The organism is Rubneribacter badeniensis (assembly GCF_002899695.1).
Lineage (GTDB): Bacteria > Actinomycetota > Coriobacteriia > Coriobacteriales > Eggerthellaceae > Rubneribacter > Rubneribacter badeniensis.
On the sequence record NZ_PPEL01000013.1, the window covers coordinates 18,021 to 45,015 of the forward strand.

The window sequence follows — 26,995 nt, forward strand, 5'->3', positions numbered from 1 at the left end:
CCAGCCAATCGGCTTCTTTTGGCGGGTTTTGAGGCTCCTATTTCCCGTCAAGCCCTATTCTGGGCTTTCCCGTCTTTCTCCGGCGGACAGGCTCTCGAGCCAGCTCCGGTACCTTTGGAGAAGGGGCGCATCCGCGAGGCGCCCCCTTTCCATCTCGCTTATCCGCGCGCTCGCCACGCCGAGGGCGCGGGAGGCCTGGGCCTGCGTGGCCCCGGCCCTCAGGCGCTCCGACTTGGCCGCCCTCGCCGACGTCCTGTAGGGCTCGCAAGCCGCGTCCGTCGGGCGCACGAGGGCGCCGTACGCCTCCCGCGCGATGTAGCGAACGAGGATGCGCTCGATCTCGCGCCCGCTCTTGCCCTCCTTCGTGCGCTTGTCGACGCACGGCTTCGTGCGGGAGTCCCGCCTCATGCGCTGGCGGGCGATGGCGTGCAGCGCCCGGTTCGCCTGCCGGTCGCCGCCGCGGTTCAGGCGATGCCGCTTGACCTTGCCGCTGGAGGCCTCGACGGGGGAGGCTCCGCAAAGGGAGGCGAACGCCGACTCGCCGCCCGCCCTCTCGGGGTTGTCCCCGGCGGTCACGGCGAGCCTCGCGGCGCTTATCGTGCCGCAGCAGCGGATGCCGGGCAGGGCGGGCGCGTTGGCGAGCAGTATCTCCCTCATGGCCTCCTCGTGGGCCGCGGCCGCCTTCTTCGCGCCGATCCACGACAGCGACAGGGACCGGAGGGACTCCCAGAGCGACGACTCGACGACGTCGCGGGCCCTGCGCCTGCGGGAGAGCGCCTTCATCAGGGCGGGGGCCTTCATGCCGCCGAGCTCCCCGCGGATCGGCGCCGGCGCGGTCACGATGAGCGCGTGCGCGGAGTTCGCCGCCCTGGCCGGCCCGCTGACGGCGGCGTCGCGCGCGACCATGCGGAACCTGAGGGCCTCCACCCAGCCGCCGCCGGCCTTCGGGGCGCCGGACGCCTTGCCGGCCAGGGCGTCCCGCGCGGCCCTCTCCGCGTCGGCCGGGTCGTTCTTGTCCCGGCCCGCCATCCTCTTCTCGCGCTTGGGCCTCACCGCCTCGACGACGTCGTAGCCCAGCTCTGCGAGCCTCCTGGAGATCCCGGCCCCGTACGAGCCGGTCCCCTCCACCCCGACCACGACGCAGTCGCGCGGGTCGCCGATCGCCGCGGCGATCCGGTCGTACCCCTCGCCGTCGGCGGCGTACGCGCCGGTCGCCACGACGCGGCCGACGAGGTCGATCACGCACAGCGCGCGCGTGTCCTTGCGGGTGCCTGTCCCGGCGGCGACCGTCCCTCTCTCGTTCATCCTTCTCCTCTCCTCGGGTGCTCGGCGACCCTCGGGCGGGCAGACGCGTCACTGGCGGGAGCGCTATAATGCAGATGCTGCTCTGCGGCCGCGCCCATGCTCCTATCAAGTCATGGCCGGTCCTCGGGTCGCCGGGACGGCGCGGGGCGACTCAAACCAAAGACAGCCCTCGGGCGTCGGACGGAAAACGAGCCACCGCGCCGTCCCTGCAACGCAGGTTACCCTTCTCTGGCCAGAAGAAAAAAAGAAGGGCGAACCCATTGACGATTATCAGTGACGGAAATCCGCCTTTCGTCTTGCGCCTCTTCGACGCATTCGGATGACGGCGCTTCTCTGAACAGGCATAACATATTTTCCCTTGCTTGGTAAGGTGTTCGCGCCGTCGGTTTCGAAGGCTCCGACCGCGGATTTCCGCCAAAACCCGCCACGAACACGGGCGCTTGCTGCCGGAAGTACATGCGCTCGGCGTGCGCCATGCATCCAGCGGGTGCGATCCGGCGTGCGCGATACGCTGACGATCCGGTGCGCGCTCGTTGTCTTCCCGTTGCCCCTTGTCGGATACCATGGTGGCAAGGCGATCGAAAGGAGCGAGCATGAGGGAGCTGTCCGGTTTGGCGAAGTTCGGGTATTTCTGCGTTGGATTGTTCGGGGGCCTTCCCGGTGTGCTGGTCGCCTGGTTCATGGGCAAAGACGGTTGGGGATGGAGCGAGGGCGGCAAGAGGTTCGCTTGGCTCGGCTGCCTGTTCTTCCTTGTTCTTGGCGCTGTCATGGTGCTGACGGGCGGAGTGTTCGTCCTGCTAGCGCTCGTGACCGGCAACGCAACCGTAAACGTCTCATGATCGGTCGCTCGGTTGCGCCGCACAACTCGGAAAAGCGGCGAACCCCCGAGGCATGTGCTTCGGGGGCTCGCTTGTCTGCGGATGGTGCCCGAGGCGAGAGTCGAACTCGCACGTCAAAGACAACGGTTTTTGAGACCGCCGCGTCTGCCATTCCGCCACTCGGGCGCATCGCAGAAGTATACCGGATGTGCTGGGGCGCGTCGAGGGAAAAATGTCGCGCATTCGCGCTTGCATGCGTATACGCGCGATGGTGCGGAACGGTGATGCGGGCGGTAACGCGATAGCGCGACTGGGCGCGAAGGGTTCGCGGTAAAAACACGAGCATGTGCTGGGTGCGCGATGCGTTCGTTTGCGCGAGACGCATCGTGGAAAGCGGGCTCGTCATCGAAAGCCGGAGCCTTTGGCAAGGTGGGCTTTCAAAAACTCGGATAATCCTATGTGGCATGGTTATATAAAAATGAAGATTCCATGGAAAATGTTCTCCGGGGGGGGGGCTCGTCTGTGACTAATGAAAGAAAGGACTCGCGTCAAGGCTGTTCAGAGGGCTGTCGTCTGTGAATAATTGTCGCAGGTTGTGTGATACTCGGCTTCCTGATCGTAGTCGAATTTTTTCTAAATCGTTGCATATTTTCTGGGAGAACGGGTATGCTGGCTGTATGTATGGATTCGGCGGGTTGTTGCGGCATCCGGATCCGCACGTATGCGCGACGTGGCAAGAAATGGAGCAGAAAATGACGGCGAACAGAATCGAAAGAATAGCTCAGGGGGGGGGGGCAGCGTTCTAGGCTGTTCGCTTGCCTGATTGCCTTTGTGTTGGCGCTCTTGGTAGTGCCAACGGTTGCCTACGCAGCCGAAGGAGACGCCGTCGCCGACGGGTCTACTATCAATTCGTGGAACGGCTACGTTGAGGAGAACAACACCCAGACGGTGGGCCGCATCTGGACGGATAAGACCGTCTCCGCCGGCAACATCGAGTTGACGGGCGATATTCAGGACGGCATCATTGAAATGGATGCCGGTGCCGACTTCTTGGTTGGCCTTTCGGCGTTGTCCTCTACGTCCAATCTCACCACTGCTACCAACCAGCCGCTTGATATCGTGCTTGTGCTTGATACGTCCGGCTCGATGGCGTACGCCATGGACGGAAGTGAGAACCTTTACAACGAGGTTTATGGGCCTCAGCTTGATACGAGCAAGGCTTATTACATTAGTAGCGGCTGGAATGGCTATCGGGAAGTTACCTACAGCTCCGATGAAAACGAGTGGGGCTATCGCGATGGACGCCGTTGGCGGTCTGTTACTCCGAAAGAAAACCAAGGCGACTGGCGGAACACCCAGTTCTACGAGCGGGAGTCCTCGCGCCTTGAGGCGTTGCAGTCGGCGGTGAAGGGCTTCGTTTCCCAAACGCTTGAGGAGAACCAGAAGCAGGGCGATGAGAGCCTGATGCACCGCATCGGCATCGTCACCTTCTCCGGAGGGGCGGAGATCGAGATGGGGCTGACCCCGGTTACCGCGGATGCTGCCGGTAGGATGAACGATACGCTCGACGGCCTCCGGGCCAACGGGGGCACGGAGGCGGATGAGGGCATCGAGGCCGCCCAGAGGGAGATGCAGAGCGCTCGCGACAACGCGCAGAAGGTCGTTATCTTCTTCACTGACGGAGAACCAGGCAACTACGCGTTTGACGGCACCCGCGCCGCATCCGTCATCAACACCGCTGGGGAGATGAAGGAGGAAGACACTCTCATCTACACCATCGGTATCTTCGAGGGCGCCGACCCTTCGGACACTTCAGACAAGACCAACAACTACATGAATGCCGCTTCTAGCAATTATCCCGACGCCACCGCGACGGGCACTAAAGGCGGTGCCGATAATGCGTGGAATCCTTCCGACGGCACCCTCAGCGTGGATTTCGGCGTCCGTGAGAAGGACGCGGATTACTACAAGGCCACCTCGGATGCCGACGAGCTGAACAACATCTTCCGGGAGATCTTCGAGGACATCAAGACGCCTGGCTCCTCGCCGACCGAGACGACCGACGGCTTCGGTATGGACGGCTACATCACCTTCACCGACACGCTGGGCAAGTACATGGAGGTCAAGGGCGATACCATGACGGTGGTTTTCGCCAACGAGAAGAAGATCGGAACGCGCCAGGAGGACGGCACCATCTTCAAGTTCGAGGGCAAGTTCGAGGGCAACGGCGTGTACCAAGAAGCCGACCTCTCCAACCTCATCGTTACGGTGACGCCGGGCCAGGACGGCGAGGGCGACACGGTGACCGTGAAGGTCCCCGCGCAGCTCATCCCGCTGCGCAACTACGGGATCGATACGGATGAGGACGGCACCGTCAGCATGAGCACTGCAAAGGCGTATCCCATCCGCATCTTTTACAGCGTGGGCCTGAAGGACGGCGTCGACGAGTTGCTCGCCAAGCCTGATGCGAACATGACGGACTACATCGCCGCCAACAAGACCGAGAACGGCGAAGTGAACTTCTACTCCAACGACTACACGAAGGGCAGCGACACCGGCAACACCACTGCCGAATTCACGCCTGCCACGAGCAACAAGTTCTACTACTTCACCGAGAACACGCCGCTGTACACGGATCCGGAGTGCATGCAGCGTGCGACTCTCAACGACCTCGAGGGCAACAGCGGCGTCGAAACCGTCTACTACAAGAACGACTATTTCAAGCAGGAAGGCACCGCGGGCATCCCTGTGCCTGACCATATCTCGATTCCCGTCGCCGCTTTTACGACCGTCCATGCCGGCCACTACGGCTCGGACGCCGAGGGTGCCTTCATGAAGGCTGGCACCGCGCGCCTGAACCGCACCAGCGATTTCGACTGCGTCAAGGGCGAGGACCAGTTCAGCAGCAATGAAACCGGCACGGCGACCAAGTACATCTTCCCCGATTGGGTGGGAGAGAAGTCCATCAAGGTGTCGCTGGGCAACAACGGCAAGCGCTCCGTCGAGCAGCCCGCCACCCTCGAGGTGAGCAAGAATGTCGAGGCGGCTGATGGCTTCGACGGCAAATTGGCGGACTACCAGCAGAAGGACTTCACGTTCAACTTCACGTTCACAAACGTGCCTAATGACTCCTATCAGGCTGAGGTGAAAAACGCCGAAGGCGCCACCGTGGGCAACCCCTTCGAACTGTCCATCCAGGACGGCGCGGCCACCCACTCCCTGAAGCACGGCGAAACGCTCTACATTTACGGCCTGCCCGCGAACGCTACCTACACGGTGGCCGAGGACTTGACGACGACGCCCGGATTCACCTCGCAGGTGACCAGCGGCACCGCCGAGGGCAACCTCGCCGCCGGCAAGAACGCCGCAGTCGAATTCACCAACACCTATCAGGCAAGCCCTGTCACCGAGTTGCCGGCTGAGTACGCCATCAGCGTTGAGAAGATTCTCGAAAACCGAAACTGGCGCGACGCCGACGAGTTCACGTTCGGCATCTCGGGGGTGAACGACACTCCCGCGTTCAATCCCGCGACCGTGACCATCAAGGGCACGGACGCCAACAAGACGGCCTCCTTCAGCAAGGTGACTTTCGACAAGCCCGGCAAGTACACCTACGACGTTTGGGAGCAGGACGAGCCCGAGAGCCCGATTCCCGGTATCAATTACTCCAACGAGTCGTACCGGGTGGTCATAACCGTGGCCGACGACGGCGAGGGCGCGCTTGAGGTGACCGGCGTCACCATGACGAAGATGCGCGGCGAGGGGGAGCAGGGCGTGGACGTTCCGAATCGCGTCGCGACGTTCACGAACAGCTACGCTCCGGATGACGCCACGCAAGCGATTGTCGCCGTGAAGAGCTACGATGACAAGTCGGGCGGCGCCAACCCGTTTACCCCGGGCAAGTTCAAGGTCCAGCTCAAGGCGCTCGGCGGGTACGAGACCGTCGGCGGCTCCAGTGAGAACTACACCGTGGAAGCCGCCGATGTGCCGATGCCCGCGGATGCCGCTGAGGGCTCAACGACCGTCGAGATTGGCAACGTCAGCACTGAGTTCCGCTCCAAGGACATCACGTTCGACGGGAACGACGTCGGTTTCACCTACGAGTACGAGTTGACCGAGCTGCCGGGGTCCGAGGAGGGCATGACCTACGACACCGCGACGAAACGCGTCGTGAAGCTGGTCGTCGAGGAGGTTCCTGCGCAGGGTGATGACCCGGTGACTATCAAGGCGACCCAGCAACCCGTCAAGGATGATGTGGTGTTCGAGAACGTCTACAACCCGACGGATGTTGTGCTGTCCGACGAGACGAAGACCGCTATCAGCGGGACGAAGACCATGGTCGGGCGTGACATGCTCGGGGGCGAGAGCTTTGAGTTCGTACTGACGCCGACGGGGAACACGTTGGAGGCCATCGATAGCGGTGCCGTGATGGGCATCACAGAGGATGGCTTGAAGGCGACCGCTTCTGGCGGTGAAAAGGGTGTTACCGTCCCGTTCGCGTTCGGCGGAGAGGCGGGCATCACCTTCACGAAGGTCGGCACGTACACCTTCGATATGAAGGAGAATGCGCCGAGCGACACTGACAACTTGAAGTACGACCGCCACACCTGCGAGGTGACGGTGACCGTCACATTGAACAAGGCCGAGGGCAAACTCGAGGCGAGCGTCGTGTACGGAAGCGTCGATGCTCCGACGAACAGCTTCACCAACACCTACACCAACTCTACCAGCTACGGCGAGCTGACGAACGGCGGCCTTGAGGTGAGCAAGACCATGACCGGGCGCACGATGGACAACGGCGAGTTCGCCTTCACCATCGCGGGCGTGGAGCATGGGGGCAGCGTTCCCGCCGCCGATGCCGAGGCCAAGCTAGCCGACGCGGATAAGAGCTTTACGAACGACCGCACCGCCGCCAGCGTGGCATGGACCGTCAAGAAGCTCGCCGACGTGACGTTCACGCAGGACGACGCGGGCAAGACGTTCTCCTACTTGGTCGATGAGGCCGAGCCCACCGATGCCGAGAAGAAGCCCGGCGTGACCTACGACAAGAGCGAGTACCGCGTCGACATCACCGTGTCCGACGACGGTGAGGGCAACATGTCTGCCAAGACCACCATCACGCGGGTGAAGGACGCTGAGGGCGCTACCGCTAACGACACAGTCAATGTCGTCGCGTTCGCGAACGCCTACCAGCCCGGTGAGGTGACGATCGATTCCGGGGCGGATAACGCTTTGGCGGTCACCAAACAGGTTGAGGGCGCTCCTGCGACCGAGGCGTTCAACTTTGAACTGACGCTGGACGGCGACGCTTCTGCCGTGTTCGAGGGCTCGGGCGAAGGCAAGACCGCCTTCGACGGCATGTCCGCGACCACGCAGGAGAGTCTCGCCGATGGCGCGACCGAGACGCTGAAGTTCGGCGACATTACCTTCACGGAGGCGGGCACCTACACCTTCAAGGTGACGGAGACGAGCCAGGACGACGAGAAAAGCGGCTGGACGTACGACAACGAGCCGAAGACCATCACGGTGGTTGTGACCGATAAGGCCGAGGACGGCACCTATGCTGACACGCTGCGCATCGAGAGCATCACGGGCAACAACCCCACCGTCACCAACACGTACGCTGCGAAGCCGGTCATCATCGGCGGCGAGGGTGCCGAGAAGAGCCTGACCGTGCAGAAGACGGTCATGGGCCGCGACAACGCCGAGGACTTCAGCTTCACGCTGGCGCCGGTTGACGAGGGCGATGACAAGTGGGGCAACGTCGAACCCGTTGCGGGCTTCGATAAGACCGTGAACATCACGGATGACTTCAAGGCGGGCGAGGACAAGCGCGCCACATGGGGAGCCATCTCCTTCAACGCCGTGGGCATCTATGACTTCACGGTTGAGGAGGTTCAGGGCCGCGATGACGTGGTGGACGGCTGGAAGTACGACAACCACACCGCGACCATCATTGTCACGGTGACGGATGACGGCTACGACGGCCAGCTTGATGCCACCATCGAGTACAAGAACGACACCGCCGAGGTGGACGCCGACAAGAACGTGACGGATGCCGCCGCGTTCACGAACAGCTACACGGCTGGCCCCAATGAGGGTGTTGACTGGACCAGCGCTGCTCTGACCAAGGTGTTCACGGGCAAAGCATGGGAAGACGAGGAGTTCGAGTTCGCCATCGAGGCCGATAGTGCAAAGACGCCCGATGGTGCGGCGATCGATCCTATCCCCATGCCCGCAGAGGACACCAAGACGGTCGGGGCCCCCGAGGACGGCGGCAACACCGCGACGTTCGACTTCGGTAATATCACCTTCACCACGCCTGGCACCTACATCTATAAGGTCACCGAGACCAAGGGTGATCTGCCCGGTGTCACGTACGATGGCGGTACCGCCACGGTGACCGTTGAGGTTTCGGACAGTGGCGCGGGCAAGCTGGCCGCTGTTGCCACCGTCGCGAACGGCGAGTTCGCCAACGAGTACAAGTCCTCGCTGGACTACAACGCCAAGGGCGGCTTGACGCTCGTGAAGAACCTCGATGGCCGCAGCATCGCAGCCGACCAGTTCTCCTTCGAGGTCGCGCCCACGAACGATGACGCCAAGGCTAAGACGGGTGCGGATGCCAAGACCATCACGGTGTCTGCAGCTTCCATGAACAAGAAGACCGGCGTCGCGACGAGCACCGCTTCCGTCTTCGACAGCTTGGTGTTCAACGAGGCCGACGCGGGCAAGACCTTCACCTACACGGTGAAGGAGAACGGCACCGCGCCGACGGGGTACACCTACGACGGCACGACCTACACCGTGTCGATTGCGGTGGCCGATGACGGCAAGGGCGTCATGACGGTGAAGACTACCGTTTCCGCTGATGGCAAGGACGATGTGGTCTACACCTACACCGTTGCCGATGAGGCCGCCCCGCGCGCCGAAGTGGTCTTCAACAACTCCTACGACGCCACGGGCTCCATCCCCGCCACGGGCGAGGGCGCGCTCAAGGCTCACAAGGAGCTGACCGGCCGTGACCTGGTGTCCGGGGAGTTCACCTTTACGGTGAAGGACGACAAGGGCAACCAGGTTGCCACGGGTGCGAACGATGCCAACGGGGCTATCTCGTTCGGCGAGATCAGCTACAGCATCGACTCGCTGAAGGATATGGTTGCCCAGGGTATTGCCGAGGTGACGGATGAGAACGGTGTCGCTACGTACGCCATCAACTACACCGTTGCCGAGGACATCGCGGGGCTCGCGGAGGCTGGTGTGACCGCGACTGTCTCCAGCTTCTCCATCACGGTGAACGTGGTGGACAATGGGTCGGGCACGCTCGCCGTGTCGATTGACTATGGCAACGCGGGCAGCGAGCTGGTGTTCGAGAACACCTACGGCGCCAAGGACGAGAACCTGGCCGTCAAGGGTCAGAAGGTTGTCAAGGGTGTCGAGGGCAAGGACCTCAACGTGCCGGCGCTCAAGGGCGGGGAGTTCACCTTCACGCTTTCAGGCGAGGTCGGTGCGCCTATGCCCGAGAACGCTACGGCCCAGAATGATTCTGCCGGTAACGTGGAGTTCGACCCCATCACCTACACGCTTGAAAACGTGTGGCCCGAGGACGTGGCCGCGGACAATGGCGATGAGGGCGGTGTCGAGGCGCTTTCTGAGCCTGCGGGCCAGGTGCGCTCCAAGACCTTCACCTACACGGTTGCTGAGTCCGGCGGCATGTCCGGCGTGACGAACGAGGGCGGCGTGAAGACCTTCACGGTGACGGTGACCGACAACGGCAAGGGCAACCTGACCGCTGCCGTGACGGAGCCCTCCGGGGGCGCGGCGTTCACCTTCACGAACACCTACGACGTGACGGAGACCAGCTCCTCGCCGACCGACGGTGCGGTGACGGTGGCCAAGAGCCTTGTTGGCCGCGACCTTCAGGCTGGAGAGTTTGAGTTCACCATGACCGACCAGATGACGGGTGAGGTTGTGGCTACCGCGAAGAACGAGGCCGACGGAACGGTGAGCTTCCCGGCTATTCCGTTCAGCGAGCAGGGCACGCACACCTACACCATCGCTGAGACGGATAACAAGCTCGGCGGCGTGACGTACGATCCCGCTACCTACACGGCGACCGCAACAGTGACCGACGACGGCCAGGGCAACCTGAGCGTTGCGTGGACGGTGACGCGCGGCGAGGAGCAGGTGAAGGAGATCGTGTTCGAGAACACGTACGAAGCCGCTCCGACGAGCATCGTCTTCAACGCGAAGAAGGAGCTTGTAGGCCGCGAGCTCAAGGAAGGCGAGTTCACGTTCGAGCTGCGCGAGAACGGCGAGGTTGTTGGCACTGCTACGAATGACGCCGAGGGCAAGGTGGTATTCGAGGCTGTTCCGTATACCGAGGTGGGCTCGCACATCTACGAGATCGCCGAGGTGAAGGGCTCCGATAGCACCATCACCTACGATGACGCGGTGTACACGGTGACGGTGAACGTGACCGACAAGGATGACTCCGGTGCGGCGACCGGTAAGCTTTCGGCTGCTGATTGGGCTTACGGCGAGAACGGCGCGCCGGTGTTCGAGAACACCTACACCGCACCCGAGGAGCCCAAGCCGCTGCCTCCGGCGGACGATGCCGGCGACGGCAACACGCTCGTCAAGACGGGCGACGCCGCACCGACGGCCCTGCTGGCCAGCGGGGCTCTGGCGGTTGCGGTCGTCGCATGCGGGACAGCGCTCCGCTTGCGTCGTTCGCGTCGGAACGGGCGTTAGCGCCTAAGACGAGTGGTTGGCAAGGGGCCGCCGAGCGATCGGCGGCCCTTTTTTCATGTGGTGTCGAGAGCGGCAGGAGGGCGGGCAGGGGGGGGGGTCGCGCGCCTATCCTTTGCGAACTCTTCGGTGCGCACGGGAGACGCGGCCTCTCGATCCGAACGCTCGCTTGCCCGACAATCCTGCAACATGCTTTCGCCCGTCTGGCGCATCGGTGCCCGATGGCGCATAATAGGCCGAAACGCACGCGTATCCAAGAACAGGGAGGCATCTATGGAGCACGAAGAGCTCACGAAGAAAATCGACGCTTATTTTGAGGCCCATTGGGACGCCATGGTGGAGGACATCGCCTCCCTCGTGCGCATTCCCAGCTTCGAGGAGTTGGACAAGGCATCCGAGGGCGCGCCGTTCGGCCCCGGCCCGCGCAAGGCGCTTTCGGCGGCGCTCGACATGGCTGCTGACATGGGCTTTCAGACGCACGATGTGGACGGCTACATCGGCTACGCCGACTTCCCCGGTGAATCCGACACGCAGCTTGGCATCATCGGCCATATGGACGTGGTGCCCGCCGGCCCCGGCTGGACGTTCGAGCCCTACGACGTCGCCCGCAAGGACGGCTACCTCATCGGCCGCGGCGTGATCGACGACAAAGGTCCCAGCGTGGTGGCCCTGCACGCCATGAAGTTCTGGAAGGACATGCAGGACGCGGGAGAAGCGCCGCGTTTCCCCTACACGCTACGCTTCCTGTTCGGCGCGAACGAGGAGACCGGCATGGCCGACGTGGCCTATTACCGCGAGCGCTACGACGACCCGGCCTTTCTGTTCACCCCCGACGCCGAGTTCCCCGTGTGCTACGGCGAAAAGGGGGGCTACAGCGGCTCGTTTTCCAGCAAGCCCATTCCCGAGGCCGAGCGCGTGGTGATCGCGTTCACGGGCGGTGCTGCCACGAACGCGGTGCCCGGCATCGCCGAGGCCGTGGTGAGGGCCGATGCCGCCAGTCTGCCCGCCGCCGAGCGCCTTTCCATCGTCGCCGACGGCGAGGGCCACGCTCGCATCACCGCGTCGGGCAAGGGCGCGCACGCCTCGCTGCCCGAGACGGGCGTGAACGCCATCGGCCTTATCGTGGACTACCTGCTGGCCAACGATCTGTGCTCGCCCGACGAGCGCGCCTTCTTCGAGCTTGACCAGAAGCTGCTCGCCCACACCGACGGCAGCGGCATCGGCATCGCGTGCGAGGACGAGCACTTCGGGCCGCTCACCGTGGTTGGCGGCACCATCAAGATCGAGGGCGACCGGTTCGTGCAGACGCTCGACAGCCGCTATCCCACCTCCATCACAGCCGAGGAGATCGCCGCGCGCCTCGGGCGGCTTGTCGAAAGGGTTGGCGGGTCGCTTGGCGAGGCGCACGTGATGCCGCCGTTTCTCGTGGAGCCGGACAGCCCGGTGATCCAAGCGCTGCTCAACGCTTACAACGAGGCCACGGGCGAGGATGCCAAGCCGTTCACGATGGGTGGCGGCACGTACGCGCGCAAGTTCTCGAGCGGCGCCAGCTTCGGGCCCGAGAAGCCGTGGATCGAGGATCCCGTCTGGGTGGGCCTCATGCACGGCCCCGACGAGGGCGTGAGCGAGGAGTTGCTCAAGCAGGCGTTCAGGATCTACGCGCTCACCCTCGACAAGCTGATGAGGCTCGATTTGCGCTAGGCGCGTCTGCGCTACGCGGCCTCCTGCGGCCCACCTCGCGAATCTCCCCGCGCTTGCTGGGCGGCGCACGGCCCGATCATCCCTCCCCGCGTGCGCAGAGAAGGGGAGGGGCGCTCGCGCAGCGGGCGGTTGCGGTTCGCGGATGCGGGCAGGGCGCGGGGCGTTTGCCCTGCCCCCCTCCCTCCCGCTCGCCGGATCGTGCCTCCCGCGTGCGGGTGCGGGACGGGGGTGGCGCTCCGTCTGCCTTCTCGCCGCAAGGCCCCATCCACCCCGTCATGAAAGGCTCCGCATCATGGTCGACACCGTTCCCGATTTCACCCCGCCGCTTGCCATCGCCGATGCCGAGGGGCTCGAATGCGCCTCCGACGGGCGCATCGTGCTCGAGGGGCTTCCCAACACGCGCGACCTCGGCGGCATCCCCGCCTCCGACGGTCGCGTGGTCGCTTCCGCGCGGCTCATTCGCTCCGGCGCGCTCGACCGCGCCACCGAGCGCGACCTTCGCACGCTGCTCGACGAGTACCGCGTGCGCACGGTCATCGACCTGCGCACCGAGGAGGAGCGGCGCGAGCATCCCGACCCGGAGGACGCCATGGAGGGCGTGCGTTTCGTGAACGACCCGGTGCTCGACACGGCCGCGCTCGGCGTCACGCGCGAAGGAGGCCTTTTGGGCGCGCTCAAGGCCCTGCGCGCGCTCAAGAAGAATCCGGCTGGCGTTATGGAGGGCGTGTACGAGCGTTTGATCCTCGATGAGAAGAGCCAGCGCGGCTACGCTCGCTTTTTCGACGACGTGCTGGCCGCTGGCGCGAACGAAGGCTCCGTCTTGTGGCACTGCACGGTGGGGAAGGATCGCGCCGGTTTGGCGGCGGCGCTGCTTCTGCACGCGCTCGGCGTTCCGCGCGATGTCGTCATGGCCGATTACCTGGCCACCAACCGCCATGTGGCGTCGCATGCGCAAGACGTTGCGGACGCGCTGGCCGCGCACGGTTTGGCCGGGAAGTTCGACGAGGGCATCCGCGTGCTCAACTCGGCCGAGCCCTGCTTTCTCGAGGCGGCGTTCTCGGCTGCCGAGCGCGCTTTCGGTAGCTTCGACGACTACCTGCGCGATGCCCTCTGCGTCACGGACGAGAAGCGCGCCGCCCTGCGCGACCGCTATCTCGTGTGCCCCACGTGACCGATGGGCCCAATGCGTTCTGCCGAGCGTTCCGCGCGTTCGGGCGTCGTAGCCTGAGCATGCCTGCACGTGCGGGCCACTGGCGTCTGGGGCTAGCAGCCTGCGTGCGTCTGCGCGTATGTGACGATATCCCCGTCCTTTTGTCACGTCCTTTTGTCATGCTCGTGCCCCCCGTCCCCACGCGCACCCGCTCCCTCGCGCGGTCCGTTCCCGCCACTCGCCCCTCCGGCGGCGGATTCTCCCGATCTTTCGGCTTTTGCGCGCGGGCGGCGCGCGATGCCGTATAATACAGGGGCGATATCGATTGCAAGCGTTCGAAGCGAGGAGGCCCTGGTGTTGAAAGCGATGATCGTCGATGACGAGGCTCCCGCGCGCTCGGAACTGAAGTTCCTGCTCGACGAGCTGGGGCAGACCGAGGTTGTCGCCGAAGCTGCCAGCGTGCGCGAGGCCATCGAGAAGTTGAAGGAATACCCCTGCGATGTGATGTTCCTCGACGTGAACATGCCCGAGGCCACCGGTCTGCAGCTTGCCGAGGCGCTGCAGCACCTCAAATTCCCGCCCGCCGTGGTCTTCGTGACCGCCTACAGCGAGTTCGCGCTCGACGCGTTCAAGGTGAACGCCATTGACTATCTGGTGAAACCGGTTGAGACGGAGCGCCTTGCTCAGGCCATCGCCCGCGTGCGCGAGCACGTGTCGCTGCACGTGCAGGCGCAGAAGTCCGAGCGCATCCCTGTCGAAAAGGGCGGCAAGAAAATCCTCATCGGCATCGACAAGATCCGCTTCGTCATGGCGCGCGACGATTACGCGTACCTGCAGACGGACACGGACCGCTACTTCTCCACGGTGAGTCTCGCTCAGCTGGAGAAGCGCCTCGACGGCCACGGGTTCTTCCGCGTGCACCGCGGCTACCTGGTGAACCTGTCGATGGTGGAGGAGATCGAATCGGTGTCGGGCGGCACGCTGCTGCTCACGCTCAACGCCGTGGACGAGAAGATCCCCGTCTCGCGCCGTCGCGTTTCGGCCCTCAAGAAGGCGCTCGGGTTGTAAGACGCGCGTTGCGTCGATCGAACGCGGCCCGCTCCGAAGAGCGGGCCGCTGTGCGTTTGGGGCGGCGATAATCGGCGATCTTTCAGGGACGTTCTCCGATGCCAAAACGTCGTCCCTCGTAGCCTTTCCGTGCGCGTTGTTTCGCACGTGCCTCCCCTTGCGCTCGTTCCTCACATGCCGTTTCGTGCACGTCGTCCCTCGCGCGTTGCTCTTCTTGCTCGGCGTTTGCGCTCTTCATCATTGTTGTCGCAGGTCAAAAACCCTCTTCGCTTGCAGCCGTCCTCTGCCCCTTCTGTCGCGCTCATCGCGCGTCGCCGATCTTCCCGCAGGCGCGAGAGGTGCCCCCCCCCCTCGCTTTCTCCGCTCTCGTTCACAACTCCATCACAAGGGCGCGTTCAGCGCGGGCGCGCTTCACGCGCGTTTGCTAGAATGGGAAAACTTACGCAGAAAGAAGGTGCCCATGCTGTCTGGTGATATGGAAAAACTGTACCCTTCCGCCAAGACGCTCGTGAAAGAATGCGTCGCCAGCCGCCTTCATGGCCGGGATGCCAGCCTGTACGGCTTCTCGGACGAGGCGCGCGCGTGCGCCGAGCAGTACATGGGATGGACGGATCTCGCCAGCAATCCTCCGTATCCGCTTGAGAAGATCCAAGCGTTCGCCGACTCCATCATCGAGCAGGGGCTGAAAACCGTCGTGCTCATTGGGCAGGGCGGCTCCACCCAGGCTCCGATGACCATCACGAAGTACAACAAGCCCGATTCGTCGAAGATCACGTTCAAGACGCTCGACTCCGACTCTCCGGTGCGCGTGCGCGCCATTCTTGCCGAAGTGAAGCCCGAAACCACGCTTTTCATCATCTCCTCGAAAAGCGGCGGCACCATCGAGACGCGTCTGGCCCTGCGCGCCGTGCGCGACGCCGTGGCCGACCGCATCCCGCCCGAGGAGCTGGTCAAGCATTTGGTGGCCGTCACCGATCCCGGCTCCGACCTGGAGCGTCAGGCGCGCGAGGAGGGCTGGGGCGCGGTGTTCTCCGGCGAGCCGTCCGTGGGCGGGCGGTTCTCCGCCCTGTCGGTGTTCGGCTTGCTGCCGGCTGCGCTTGTGGGCGTCGATTTGCACGAGTTCATGGAGCATGCGGTGAACGCCGAGCGCCAATGCAGCGAGGACGCCATCGACAACCCGGCCATCGGCCTGGCCTCGTTTCTGTACGACAACTACCTGCAGGGCCGCAACAAGTTCTCGTTCCTCACGCAGAAGCGCGGCCGCGTGCTGGGTCTGTGGATCGAGCAGCTCGTGGCCGAAAGCCTGGGTAAGGACGGCCAGGGCATCCTGCCGAACATCGAGGTGGATTCGCTGCTGCTCACGAAAGATCCGGGAGATCGCAGCGTCATCGTGTACCAGACGCAGAACAACCTGTGGGACGAGCGCCGCAACTTCGAGATGAGCCTGTCCTACATCGATCCCACCATCCCGCGGGCGAACTTCAAGATCGATTCGGTCATGGAGCTTGCCGAGCACTTCGTGATGTGGGAGTACGCCATCGCCATGTGCGGCTACCTCATGCGCGTGTGCCCGTTCGACCAGCCCGATGTGGCGTCGGCGAAGGCTGCGGTGCTCGACATCCTGCGTGACGGCCAGCCCGCGCCCGACTTCGTGCAAGACTTCCTTGGCGAGGTGAACATGGGGGAGGTGGAGGTGCGCCTGTCCCCGTGCTTCAAGGACTGCACGGACGTGTGCGGTGCGCTCCGGGCGCTTCTGGGCAGCATCCAGCCGGGGGATTTCTTCGCGCTCAACGCGTTTCTGCCGTTCACCGGCGAGGGCCGACGCGAGGCGCTTGAGACGATCCGCCACGGCGTGGCCGACAAGCGCGGCGTGGTATCCTGCCTGGAAGTGGGGCCGCGCTACCTGCATTCGACGGGGCAGCTGCACAAGGGAGGCCCGAACTGCGGCGTGTTCCTCATCTTGTCGGCCGACGAGCTGAAGGACATCCCGCTTGGCCAAGAGGCTGAAAGCCTGGGGTCGCTTGCGAAGGCCCAGGCGTCGGGCGACCTCGTGACGCTGGCCGATCGCGGCCGCCGCTGCGTGCATCTGCACCTGCCCGACAACTCGGGCGTGACGCTGCGCCAGCTGGCGGAGGCGATCATGGGCATCCTCGAAGAGCTTGAGGCGCCGACGCGCTAGCGGCGATGCGACGAGTGCGCTGCGGCGTAGAGGCGCGGCAGCTTGCGTGACGCGCGGCGGCTTGCGTGAAGCGCGTCGGCTTGCGGTGGCGCGCGGCGGCCTGTTCGGCGATTGCAGCGACAGCGGCGAAGCATCGGTGCCACGGCTCGGGGAGCCGTGTGAGAAACGAAGCGAGAAAGGGCGGCCTCGGAGGCCGCCCTTGCAGGTTGAAGGCGAAGCGGAGGCTCGGAATGATCGAAGCGCTCGACATCCAGGTGAAGGGCATCGTGCAAGGGGTGGGCTTTCGCCCCTTCGTCTACCGCATGGCGAAGAAGTACCTGGTGAACGGCTGGGTACTCAACGCCGCCGATGGCGTGTTCGTCCACGCGGAAGGCGAAGGGAAGCTGCTCGACGAGTTCGTGCTCGAGTTGTCCGAGAATCCTCCGGCCGCCTCGCGTGTGGAGGAGGTCGCGCTTAAGGAGGTGCCGATCGAGGGTTTCGACTCGTTCGAGATCCGCTTTTCCGACGCCGCCGCCGTGGAGAAGACCACGCTCGTGTCGCCCGACCTTGCCACCTGCGACGATTGCGCGCGCGAACTGTTCAACCCCAACGACCGCCGCTTCCGCTATCCGTTCATCAACTGCACGAACTGCGGCCCGCGCTTCACCATCATCGAAAAGCTGCCCTACGATCGCGCCAGCACGTCCATGAAGGACTTCCCCCTGTGCGAGCGATGCGCCTCGGAGTACGGCGATCCACTCGACCGTCGCTTCCACGCCCAGCCCAACGCATGCTTTGCGTGCGGCCCGCAGGTGAGCTGGCGCGAGCACGAAGGCGGCGACGTGTCGGCGCCGCTCGGCCCGGTGTCCTGGGGCGCGACGCGCGAGGAGAGCGACGCGATTTTTGCGCGCGCCGCGAGGCTGCTGGCAGAGGGCGGCATCGTGGCGATGAAGGGGCTTGGCGGCTTCCACCTCGTGTGCGATGCGAACAACCCCGAGGCGGTGGCGAAGCTGCGCGCGCGCAAGCGGCGCGAGGGCAAGGCGTTCGCCGTGATGGCCGCCTCGGTCGACGACGCGCGCCAGGTGTGCGAGGTGGGCGACGAGGAGGCCGGCGTGCTCGCGGGGCCGCAGCGGCCCATCGTGCTCATGCGCAAGCGGCCGGACGCGACGTTCGCCCCCGGCCTTGCCGACCGTCTGCCGGAGCTGGGCGTCATGCTGCCCTACACGCCGATGCAGCACCTGCTCCTGCACGACTTCGCCGATGTGACGAAGGCGGCGAAGGCGCGGGGGTGCGGTCACATTCCGCTGCTCGTGATGACTTCGGGGAACCTGCACGACGAGCCCATCGTCATCGACGACGAGGACGCCTACGAGAAGCTGTTCGACGTCGCCGACGCGTTCCTCGGCCACAACCGCGCCATCCGCACGCGCTACGACGACTCGGTCGTTCGCGTCATCGCCGCCGGCAGCGCGGGGAAGGCCGTGCAGTTCATCCGTCGTGCCCGCGGCTACGCGCCTTTGCCTATCTCACTGGCTAGTCAGCCAGCGGAACGGGCCGACGCTGCGGAAACCCTCGCTGACGTTGGTGGACCTGCGACCGCGGCGCGCCGACACTCCGTGTTCGCCGCAGGGTCCGAGCAGAAGAACACGTTCACGCTCACGCGCGATGCCGAGGCGTTCGTGTCGCAGCACATCGGCGACATGGAAAACGCCGAGACGTACGACGCGTGGCTTGCGGCCAAGAGCCGCTACGAGGCGTTGTTCGAGATCGCACCCACCCTGCTCGCTTGCGACCTGCATCCCGAGTACCTTGCGTCGAAGTGGGCGCGCGAGCGCAGCCGCGCGTGCGGTCTGCCGCTTGCGGAGGTGCAGCATCACCATGCGCACATCGCCGCCGTTTTGGGCGAGCACGGACTGGAAGGGCCGGTGTGCGGCATCGCGTTCGACGGAACGGGCTACGGAGCGGACGGCGCCATCTGGGGCGGGGAAGTGCTGCTGGCGAATCGCGCGGCGTTCGAGCGGTTCGCGAACTTCGCCTACGTGCCCATGCCCGGCGGCGCGGCCGCGGTGCGGTATCCGCTGCGCATGGCCTACGGCGCGCTGTGGGCGTTCGACCTGCTCGACCATCCCGGCGCAGCGCGCGCGCTTGAGGCGCTTGGCGAACAGGCTGCCGTGTGCGAGCAGATGATCGAGCACGGCATCAACACCCCCCAAACCTCGTCGGTCGGTCGCCTGTTCGACGCGGCCAGCGCGCTCCTCGGCATTTGCACCGCCCCCGCCTACGAAGGTGAGCCCGCCATCCTCCTGGAAGCGGCCATCGACGCTGCCGAGCTTGACGGCGCGCCCCCCTCCGATTCGGTTGCTGCTTCGTTTGCCGCTTCGTCCACCCGTTGCGTCGCAGGGGGTTTCGACGCCGAACGAACGAATGTTTCACGTGAAACATGTTCCGCGGAACAGGAGAAATTCGCAGGTCAGGAGAAGCTTACAGGTCGGGAAGAATCCGCAGGACGAGAGGAATTTGCGGGTTGGGAAGGATCCGCGGGTCAGGAGGGGCTTGCGGATCGGGAAGAATCTGCGAGTTGGAAGGAGCTTGCGGATCGGGAAGGATCTGCGGCGCAGGAGAAGCTTGCGTGTTGGAAGGTGCCCGCTGGACAGGGTGAATCCGCAGGTCGGGAAGAATCTGCCGGCCAGGAGGAGTTCGCTGAGCAGGAGGAATCCGCGGGTTGGAAATCCGCTGGGCAAGGGGAGTCCGCGGATCGGGAGATGCCCGTAAGTCAGGGAGAATCCTCAGGTTGGGAGGAAAGCGACGATGCCGCCGCAGCCGAGCGCTACGCCATCGCCGTCCTCAAGAACACCGCCACCTCTTCGAGCACCGCGCAGGACACGTCCGTCGTTCTGTTCGACGCGGCCCCTTGCTTCCGCGCGCTGCTCGACGACGTGGTGGCCGGTGTGCCCGTTTCCGTCATAGCCCGCCGTTTCCATGATGCGTTTGTCCAGGCCGTCGTCACGGCAGCCGAGCTTGCGCGCGCCCTGTACGGCATCAAGGCGGTGGCGCTTTCCGGTGGCGTGTTCATGAACCGCTACCTCGTCGAACATGCGCTCGCCGCGCTCGAGGCGGCAGGATTCACGGTGGCCGTCAATCGCGATTTGCCGCCCAACGACGGCTGCGTTTCGTTCGGGCAAGCTGTGGTAGCATGGGCTGCGAATGAAGAGGGCGTCGCCGAGGGCGACGTGTAAGGCGCGCCTGCGAAGCCGCACTGCGATACGAAAGAAGGCATGAACCATGTGCTTGGCCATACCCGCGAAGATCATCGAGATGAAAGACGACCGCTTGGCGACCGTCGACATCCTCGGCGTCACCCGCGACATCGCGCTCGACCTCACGCCGCAGGCCGGCGTGGGCGATTTCGTGTTGGTGCACGCCGGATTCGCCATCGAGGTAGTGGATCCCGACTACGCGCAGGAGACGATCGACCTCATAGCGCAGATCCCCGAATTGGCGGCCGACGAGATGCCCATCAGCGAGGAGACGGCCCGATGAGCGCGGCAGGGTCTGGCGAGGACGCGCGGTGCGCGCGTGCGGAAGAGGCGTCAGAGGTCGAAACGGGAACAGATGTTTCACGTGAAACATCTGCCGTCTGCAGTGCTGTCGGTGCTGATACTGTAGCCACCGCCCACGCTGCCGAAGCCGACGTCATTGCCCATGCGGCCGTGGCCAGCACCGTGGTCGCCGCCACTGCCGCTGACTACGGTGCCGCCCCTCATTCCGTTTCTGTAGCTGGCACCGCCGCCCACGCTGCCGCAGCCGGCGCCACTGCCGCTCGCGCCGCCGCGGCCGACATTGCTGCCGCAGCCGGCACCGCTGCTGCAACCACCGCAGCCGACACCGCTACCGCGACCTCTATCGCAGCCCCCGTTCCCCTGCACGAGGCGCGCACGGTGGACGCCGCCGAGATGCAGCGGGAGCTGGCGGCGTTCAAGGATCCGCAGCTGGCGCGCGGCCTCATCGAATCCATCGGCAAGCTGGCCCCCGCGGGCGGCGCCACGCTCATGGAGGTGTGCGGCACGCACACCGTGGCCATCGCGCGCAACGGCATCCGCAACCTCATGCCGCCGGGCACGCGCTTGGCGAGCGGCCCCGGCTGCCCCGTGTGCGTGACCTCGAACCGCGACATTGACACGGTCATCGCCCTCGCACGCATCCCGAACGTCACCATCGCCACGTTCGGCGACATGACGCGCGTGCCGGGTTCCACCTCGAGCCTGCTGAAGGAGCAGGCGGCCGGCCGCAGCGTGCAGATCGTGTACTCGCCGCTGGACGCGCTTGCGTTGGCCGCCCAGCGCCCAGAGCGCGAGATCGTGTTCGTGGGCGTGGGCTTTGAAACCACCACGCCGCTTGTGGCGATGGCCATCAAGCGCGCCGCCGCAGCCGATCTGAAGAACTTCACCGTGTTCGCCGCGCACAAGAACATGCCGGGCGCGCTGGAGGCCATCATCAACGACCCGCAGCTGAAGCTGGACGCGCTTATCCTGCCCGGCCATGTGAGCACCATCATCGGCGCCGCGCCGTACGAGTTCCTAGCGAAGAAGTACGGCATTCCCGGCGTGATCACGGGTTTCGAGCCGGTGGACGTGCTGCAGGGCATCGCGATGATCATGCGCCAGCTGCACGAGGGCCGCGCCGAGATCGAGATCGCCTACGCGCGCGGCGTCATGCCGCAGGGCAATCCCACCGCGCTGGCCGCCATCGACGAGGTATTCGAGACGTGCCCCGCCATCTGGCGCGGCCTCGGGCGCATCGATGGCTCGGGCTACCGCATCCGCGAGGAGTTCTCGCGCTTCGACGCCGTGCGCCACTTCCAGCCCGACGTGGAGCCCACGCAGGACCCGAAGGGCTGCCGCTGCGGCGACGTGCTGCGCGGCATCATGGCGCCGAGCGACTGCCCGCTCTTCCGCACGGTATGCACGCCGGAGAACCCGGTGGGCCCCTGCATGGTGTCTTCCGAGGGCAGCTGCGCCGCATACTACCGCTATTACTAAAGTAGGGGCGCGCGAAGGGGTTCGAGCGAAGAGCGCGAAAGGGCACCTGCCTCCACTGCGTCGCTGATGCTGGCGTTGATGGATGCGAATAGGGGCTCGAGCAAAGGGTGCGAAAAAAGAGAGACCAAAAGGCTGGTTCTCGGATCGGATCGGATCGGGCTATCCGCGACGGAGCGGGGGATCCGGTGGGAGAGTCCTCGCATCCCGCCATTGCGCGCCTTGCGTTTCGCGTTCGCGCGCTTCGTTTGCTTTGCGCTCTGCGCTTCAAACCGTGCCTTCTTCTTCCGCGAGCAACTTTTCACGGATGTTTCACGTGAAACATCCGTTTCGCGTGGCTGCGTCGCCGCCGTCCCCTCGCTTTCCTTGCCTCTCCGCTCGCATTCTCCCGTCCCGTCTTTTGGTTACGCCATCATGACGCGAGCAAGCAAGCGACGAAAACAACCGCGCCGGAAGCGCGCATCAGAAGCGCGCGCAGTGAAAACGGGCCGAAGCATTGCTTCGGCCCGTCGTGCTGAGAAGCGCCGCCGAGGGAGGGGAAGGCGGCGCGGTGTCGTTGCCGGTTGTCGATGCGCCGCAGCGTTACTCGGCTGTGTTCGCGAGGGCGTTTTGCGCCGAGATGCGGCCGAATACCAGGCATTCGGCCACGTTGCCGCCGCCTTCGTAGTAGTGGCCCCAGATGGAACCGAACTCGCCGGCTGAGTACAGGCCGGGGATGGGGTTGCCGTCGTAGTCGAGGATCTCGCCCTTGGCGCTGCGCACGGGGCCGCCGTCGGTGTTGAGGAACGACGGCGCGCACAGCTGCGCGTAGAACGGCGGGGTCTGCACCGGTACGAGCGTGCTTTCGGGACGATGGAAATACACGTCCTTGCCCTTGGCGCAGCATTCGTTCCATTGCTCCACCGTGGTCGTCAGCTCTTCGACCGGAACCTCCATGAGTGCGGCCAACTCTTCGATGGTGTCGGCGGCGTATGCGTAGCCTTTGGAGTCGGGCGTGGAGCCGTCGTCCGAAGGCGGGATGGCGCCCTGAGCCAATCCCTCGGAGTCGAACACGAACCACGCCTTCGAGGGCATGGGCAGGTGGGGCCATTCGCCGCCGAACTGCATGTGGCCGTGGCGCGAACCCACGTGTACGGTCATATCCGAGAGGTAGGGGTATTTCTCGCGCACGTTGTAGCCGTCCCAGTCCATGTAGAAGCGCCGTCCGTTGATGCCGACGGTGATGCCGAAGCCCTTGGGTGCAGGCTTGTAGATGGGTGGGTTCGTGTACGAGGTGTTCTCGAGGTCGCGTCCGGCCATCCAGAATCCGGCCACGTTGTTCATGTGCCAGAAGTCCGCGCCGAGGCGAGCGCAGATGCGATGTCCGTCGCCGGTGTTCATCGATCCGGCGGCTGGGACGGCCGCGCCCTGACCCAGGTAGTTCTGCATCATCTCGGGATTGTGCTCGAATCCTCCCAGGCACATGATGACGCCGCGCTTGGCGCGGATGCGCTTCGGGTTTTTCTCGCCCGCGATCACGCCGGTCACGGCACCGGTTTCGGCGTCTTGCACGAGGTCGACGAGCGGCGTGCTTGTGCGGTAGTCCACGACATCGCTTCGTTGCGCGACCGCCTGCTCCAGAAACACTTGCACGTGGTTGGGCCCCTTCACCTCCACGTCCTTGCTCTTGCCGATGGCGAAGTACCCGAACGCGTACGAGTTCTCCAGCTCATGGTACTCGGCGTTCTGCCCCTCGGGGTCGGTCGCGGGCTCGGTGATGCTCATCTCGTCTTTGTTGGCTCCCAGCTCGATGACCCAGTCGAACACCCAGCCAAGGCCCTCCGCATAGGCGTCGATCACGTCGTCGGGCGTCGTGCCGTGGGCAAGCTCTTTCAGGTACGTGGCGAAGGTGGGCACGTCGTTCGTCCAGATGGCATCGCCTTTGCAGAACGGGCTGTTGCCACTGGGCGTGGAACCCTTCTCGATGAGCAAGCACGTTGCCCCGTTCCCTTCGGTGGCGACGGTTAGCGCGGCGGCTTGACCCGCGATGCCGCCTCCCACCACGATCACGTCGAACTCTTCGTCCCAGGTGCCTTCTGCGGTTGCGTCGACGCTCGCGTCCGAGCTGCCTGACGGGGCGCATCCGGCCAGCCCTATGGCGGCTGCGCCCGCAAGCGCGATGCCGGCGGTCTTCACGAACCCGCGGCGCGTTTGCTCCATGCCACGGTTGGAGGCGGCGCTCTGTCCGGCTTCGCTCATTCTCATGCTGTCGTTGTTGCTCATGATCCCTCCTTGGTTTGTGGTGAATTGGACGACAACGTTTCGATCATCTGCGTTTTCGTCGGTTTTGCCTATCGGCGAAAAGGGAGATTCTTGCCGATGGGGAAGCATCCCCAAAACGGATGATGTTGCGTTTGCTCTCGCCCGGTGTATGATGATGCCGCCGAAAACGTTGGAAAACGGGAAGGGGGGGGGGTCTGTTCTGGGCTCTTTAAAGCGCTACCGCGTTGCATGCTGCGTGGCTGTGGGTTGGGCCTTGCTGGCTGCTTGGGCCGACCTGTTTGGCCATTCGGCTGGATTCGCCCAGTCGTATTCGGGATTGTCCGGGCTTGGCAATATGCGCATTTATTGGTTGGTGGGGTTGCTGCTTCTAGCTGCCGCCATGGCGGCGTTTCCCCGCAGGTTCGAGCGTGCACGGCGCAGTTTGTTCTTCTGTCTGCCCCTCGCTGCTTCGTTCGGCACGATGGCGTTTGCGGTTGCTCCGCAGCAAGCGTTTTTTCAGCCGGAGGTGGTCGCGCTCCTGGGCATTGTGGTGGCGGGTGCCGGTTACACATGGTTTACCTGCCTGTTCTGCGGCATCTTGGCTGAGACGCAAAGCATGTCGCGCGCTATCGGCGGCATTGTGGCAAGTCTGGCGCTCAAGACCATGCTTGTTCAGGTGCTTACGGGCGTGCTTTCGGAGCCGATGCAGGTGGGGCTTGCCGTCGTGCTGCCGTTCGCCATCGCCGTGCTGGCGGGCGTGGCCGAGCGCGGCCCTTGCACGCGCATTGAGCGCGACGAGTGGAAGCCTGCATCCGATGCGTCGGCGGCGTACCGCTATGTGGTGCCGCAGATGCTTGTGGCCGCGCTGGCTGTGGCTACGACGCGCGTGCTGACGCCGCTGGGCTTCTTCGGCGATCCGCTTCACCAGTTCTCGGGCGCGATGCTCGCGGCTGCGGGCACGTTGGGCGTGGTGGCGGTGCTTGTGGCGCTTTCGCACGCAGTGCTGGTCAAGCGCGTGAAGATCCATCTCAACCGACGGTTCATACCGGCGTTTCTCGTGGTGGTCATCGCGTTTTTCGTGTCGGCTCTCACCCCTTCGTGGCAGGGGGTCGTCCCTGCGGTTTCGGAGGTGTTCGTCACGGCGGTCGAGGCGTTGACGCATGCGCTGTTCTGGACGTTGGCCGTCACTTCGATCCGTCTGAAGGGGGCGTCTCCGTTTCGTGTGGTGGGCTTGGCTGCGGGGTTCTACGACGCGGTGTCCATCGTATGGGTTGCGTGCTTTTTCGACTTGGGCGTTGCGAACAGCGGCGTTGTCCTGCTGGTTGCGCTTGTGCTGGCGGTGCTGGTCATCTGGCTGATCGATCGCGGCGGGGGAGAGGAGCGCCCCGCCGTTCCTCCCGAGTTGATCGTCGACCGTCGTGGTGAGGTAGCCGAGCGCGCCGGCTTGTCCCCGCGTGAGACGGAGGTGTTCATGATGCTCGCGCAAGGGCGTTCGCGCGCCTTCATCAGCGAGGAGCTTGTGCTATCCGAGGGCACGGTGAAAACCCATATCTCCCATATCTATGCCAAGCTGAACGTGCACGGACGCCAGGAGATGTTCGATTTACTGTTGGCCGAGGGCACTAACTCAGATCGTCGCTGACGTCTCGCCGCGCCCTTTTGCGCTGCTATCCGTCGGGAGCGTTGCTGTTGTGCGCCTCTGTCTGCTCTGCGTCGCTTGCGCTCGGTTTTGGTGATCCCGTTCCCTGTCGCGCTCTCGCGCCGCTAGCTTCCCCTCCTTTCGTTCCGCGGTGCTTCTGCGGTCTTTTCTCCGAACTCTGCGTCCGTGCTGAACCGCCATCGGTGCGGGCCTGCGTTCGCCGGATGCCGAGTCGGGCCTCCTCTGACCCGGCGCCTCGGAAGGCCCCCGATGGGCAGGGCCTTACGAGGCGCCGGAGCGGGCCGTGCGCGGCGATTCCGCCGTTAAACCAGGATTGACACGAACCCGCGTTCGCCGAGTCGCCCCCCGAAGCCCCCGATCGGGTGCCTCAGGGGGGCTTCCCGCTTGCCGGCTGGAACCTCCGAAGCGATGGCAGAGCCTTGCACGACGAGCCGACTTGGCCCATGCCAATCCTGGTTTAACAGCGGAGCGTCGATGCGGTAGCACAAAATAACGGTTAAGAACGATTTTTTGACCAGATTTGATTTCGCGACCTGGCGTTTCTCCAAAAACACCCTTCCAAGGAACAGAAAAATCGTTCTTAACCGTCATTTTGTGCTAGATGCTTTCCGACTCTATATGAAGCCAAAATCGACATGGTATATGAAACCAAGATTGACATGGGCCAGGTCGGCCCGCCGAGCAAGGCCTCCCGTCGGGTGAACTGCTTCCCATTTCTTTTGTCCAAGAAATGGGAAGCAGTTCAAGGGAACCTCCGAAGCGACCGATCGGAATAAGCTTGGTTCGGGGTTTGGCGATATGAGTTCGTGTCAATCGCGGTTTGCAGAGAGCTTCAGGATTCCGTGAAAGTTTTCCGTTTTTGGGAGCTAATAAAACGGAGAGGCGAGCAGCCATCGGGGGTTTCTTCTTCAAGTGCTAACACGGCGGGGGAAACAAGCTGAATATGCTCCCAAAAACGAAAAAACTTGCACAAGAAACTCCCGTCGGGGGTGCGGACGTTTTTCCGGACGGCCTAGGCGGCCAGCCCCAGCCGCCTCCTGCGGCCGGCTATCGTATCGTACACCTTGCGCCCTCCCTCGTCGAACGCCTTCAGCCTCCCCTCCCGGTACC

Annotated in this window: 12 protein-coding genes and 1 tRNA gene; 10 read left to right on the plus strand and 3 right to left on the minus strand. The window is 64.3% G+C overall.

The features are described from left to right. Positions 1 to 54 precede the first annotated feature (54 nt). On the minus strand, positions 55 to 1,305 hold the full coding sequence (locus C2L80_RS04070; protein WP_103262699.1) for a transposase: 1,251 nt from the start codon (positions 1,303 to 1,305) through the stop codon (positions 55 to 57). A gap of 593 nt (positions 1,306 to 1,898) precedes the next feature. On the opposite strand from C2L80_RS04070, the gene C2L80_RS04075 reads away from it, so the two are divergent. Then, on the plus strand, positions 1,899 to 2,144 hold the full coding sequence (locus tag C2L80_RS04075) for a hypothetical protein (RefSeq protein WP_103262700.1): 246 nt from the start codon (positions 1,899 to 1,901) through the stop codon (positions 2,142 to 2,144). An 82-nt stretch (positions 2,145 to 2,226) separates the two neighbouring features. Here C2L80_RS04075 and C2L80_RS04080 read toward each other — a convergent pair. Further along, positions 2,227 to 2,309, minus strand: a tRNA-Leu gene (locus C2L80_RS04080). A 663-nt stretch (positions 2,310 to 2,972) separates the two neighbouring features. Between C2L80_RS04080 and C2L80_RS04085 the strand changes: the two genes are divergently transcribed. The 8 genes from C2L80_RS04085 to hypD all read left to right on the plus strand — a co-directional run bounded on the left by C2L80_RS04085 (position 2,973) and on the right by hypD (position 21,987). Next, positions 2,973 to 10,874: a Spy0128 family protein gene (locus C2L80_RS04085; protein WP_129589888.1), complete on the plus strand. Its 7,902-nt coding sequence runs from the start codon at positions 2,973 to 2,975 to the stop codon at positions 10,872 to 10,874. A gap of 270 nt (positions 10,875 to 11,144) precedes the next feature. Next, complete coding sequence (locus C2L80_RS04090; protein ID WP_103262702.1) at positions 11,145 to 12,572, plus strand: Sapep family Mn(2+)-dependent dipeptidase; 1,428 nt, start codon at positions 11,145 to 11,147, stop codon at positions 12,570 to 12,572. A 292-nt stretch (positions 12,573 to 12,864) separates the two neighbouring features. Then, entirely contained in the window at positions 12,865 to 13,743 is an 879-nt protein-coding gene (locus C2L80_RS04095; protein WP_103262703.1) for a tyrosine-protein phosphatase, read from the plus strand. A 333-nt stretch (positions 13,744 to 14,076) separates the two neighbouring features. Beyond that, complete coding sequence (locus C2L80_RS04100; RefSeq protein ID WP_087198464.1) at positions 14,077 to 14,790, plus strand: LytR/AlgR family response regulator transcription factor; 714 nt, start codon at positions 14,077 to 14,079, stop codon at positions 14,788 to 14,790. A gap of 460 nt (positions 14,791 to 15,250) precedes the next feature. Then, positions 15,251 to 16,969 (plus strand): glucose-6-phosphate isomerase, encoded by a 1,719-nt coding sequence (locus C2L80_RS04105; protein WP_087198466.1) that lies wholly within the window; start codon positions 15,251 to 15,253, stop codon positions 16,967 to 16,969. A gap of 230 nt (positions 16,970 to 17,199) precedes the next feature. Next, positions 17,200 to 20,184, plus strand: coding sequence for a carbamoyltransferase HypF (hypF, locus tag C2L80_RS04110; protein WP_239938695.1), 2,985 nt, complete (start codon positions 17,200 to 17,202; stop codon positions 20,182 to 20,184). A 46-nt stretch (positions 20,185 to 20,230) separates the two neighbouring features. Next, the gene (locus C2L80_RS04120) at positions 20,231 to 20,488 is read left to right on the plus strand and encodes a HypC/HybG/HupF family hydrogenase formation chaperone (RefSeq protein WP_087198468.1); all 258 of its coding nucleotides are present in this window, start codon (positions 20,231 to 20,233) and stop codon (positions 20,486 to 20,488) included. 413 nt (positions 20,489 to 20,901) lie between these two features. Continuing rightward, the gene (hypD, locus tag C2L80_RS04125) at positions 20,902 to 21,987 is read left to right on the plus strand and encodes a hydrogenase formation protein HypD (protein WP_087198478.1); all 1,086 of its coding nucleotides are present in this window, start codon (positions 20,902 to 20,904) and stop codon (positions 21,985 to 21,987) included. A gap of 579 nt (positions 21,988 to 22,566) precedes the next feature. Here the strand turns inward: hypD and C2L80_RS04130 are convergent. Beyond that, the gene (locus tag C2L80_RS04130) at positions 22,567 to 24,246 is read right to left on the minus strand and encodes an FAD-dependent oxidoreductase (protein WP_224758865.1); all 1,680 of its coding nucleotides are present in this window, start codon (positions 24,244 to 24,246) and stop codon (positions 22,567 to 22,569) included. 235 nt (positions 24,247 to 24,481) lie between these two features. Here C2L80_RS04130 and C2L80_RS04135 point away from each other — a divergent pair, with 235 nt between their 5' ends. After that, positions 24,482 to 25,867: a helix-turn-helix transcriptional regulator gene (locus C2L80_RS04135; RefSeq protein ID WP_157941008.1), complete on the plus strand. Its 1,386-nt coding sequence runs from the start codon at positions 24,482 to 24,484 to the stop codon at positions 25,865 to 25,867. The last annotated feature ends 1,128 nt before the right edge of the window (positions 25,868 to 26,995 follow it).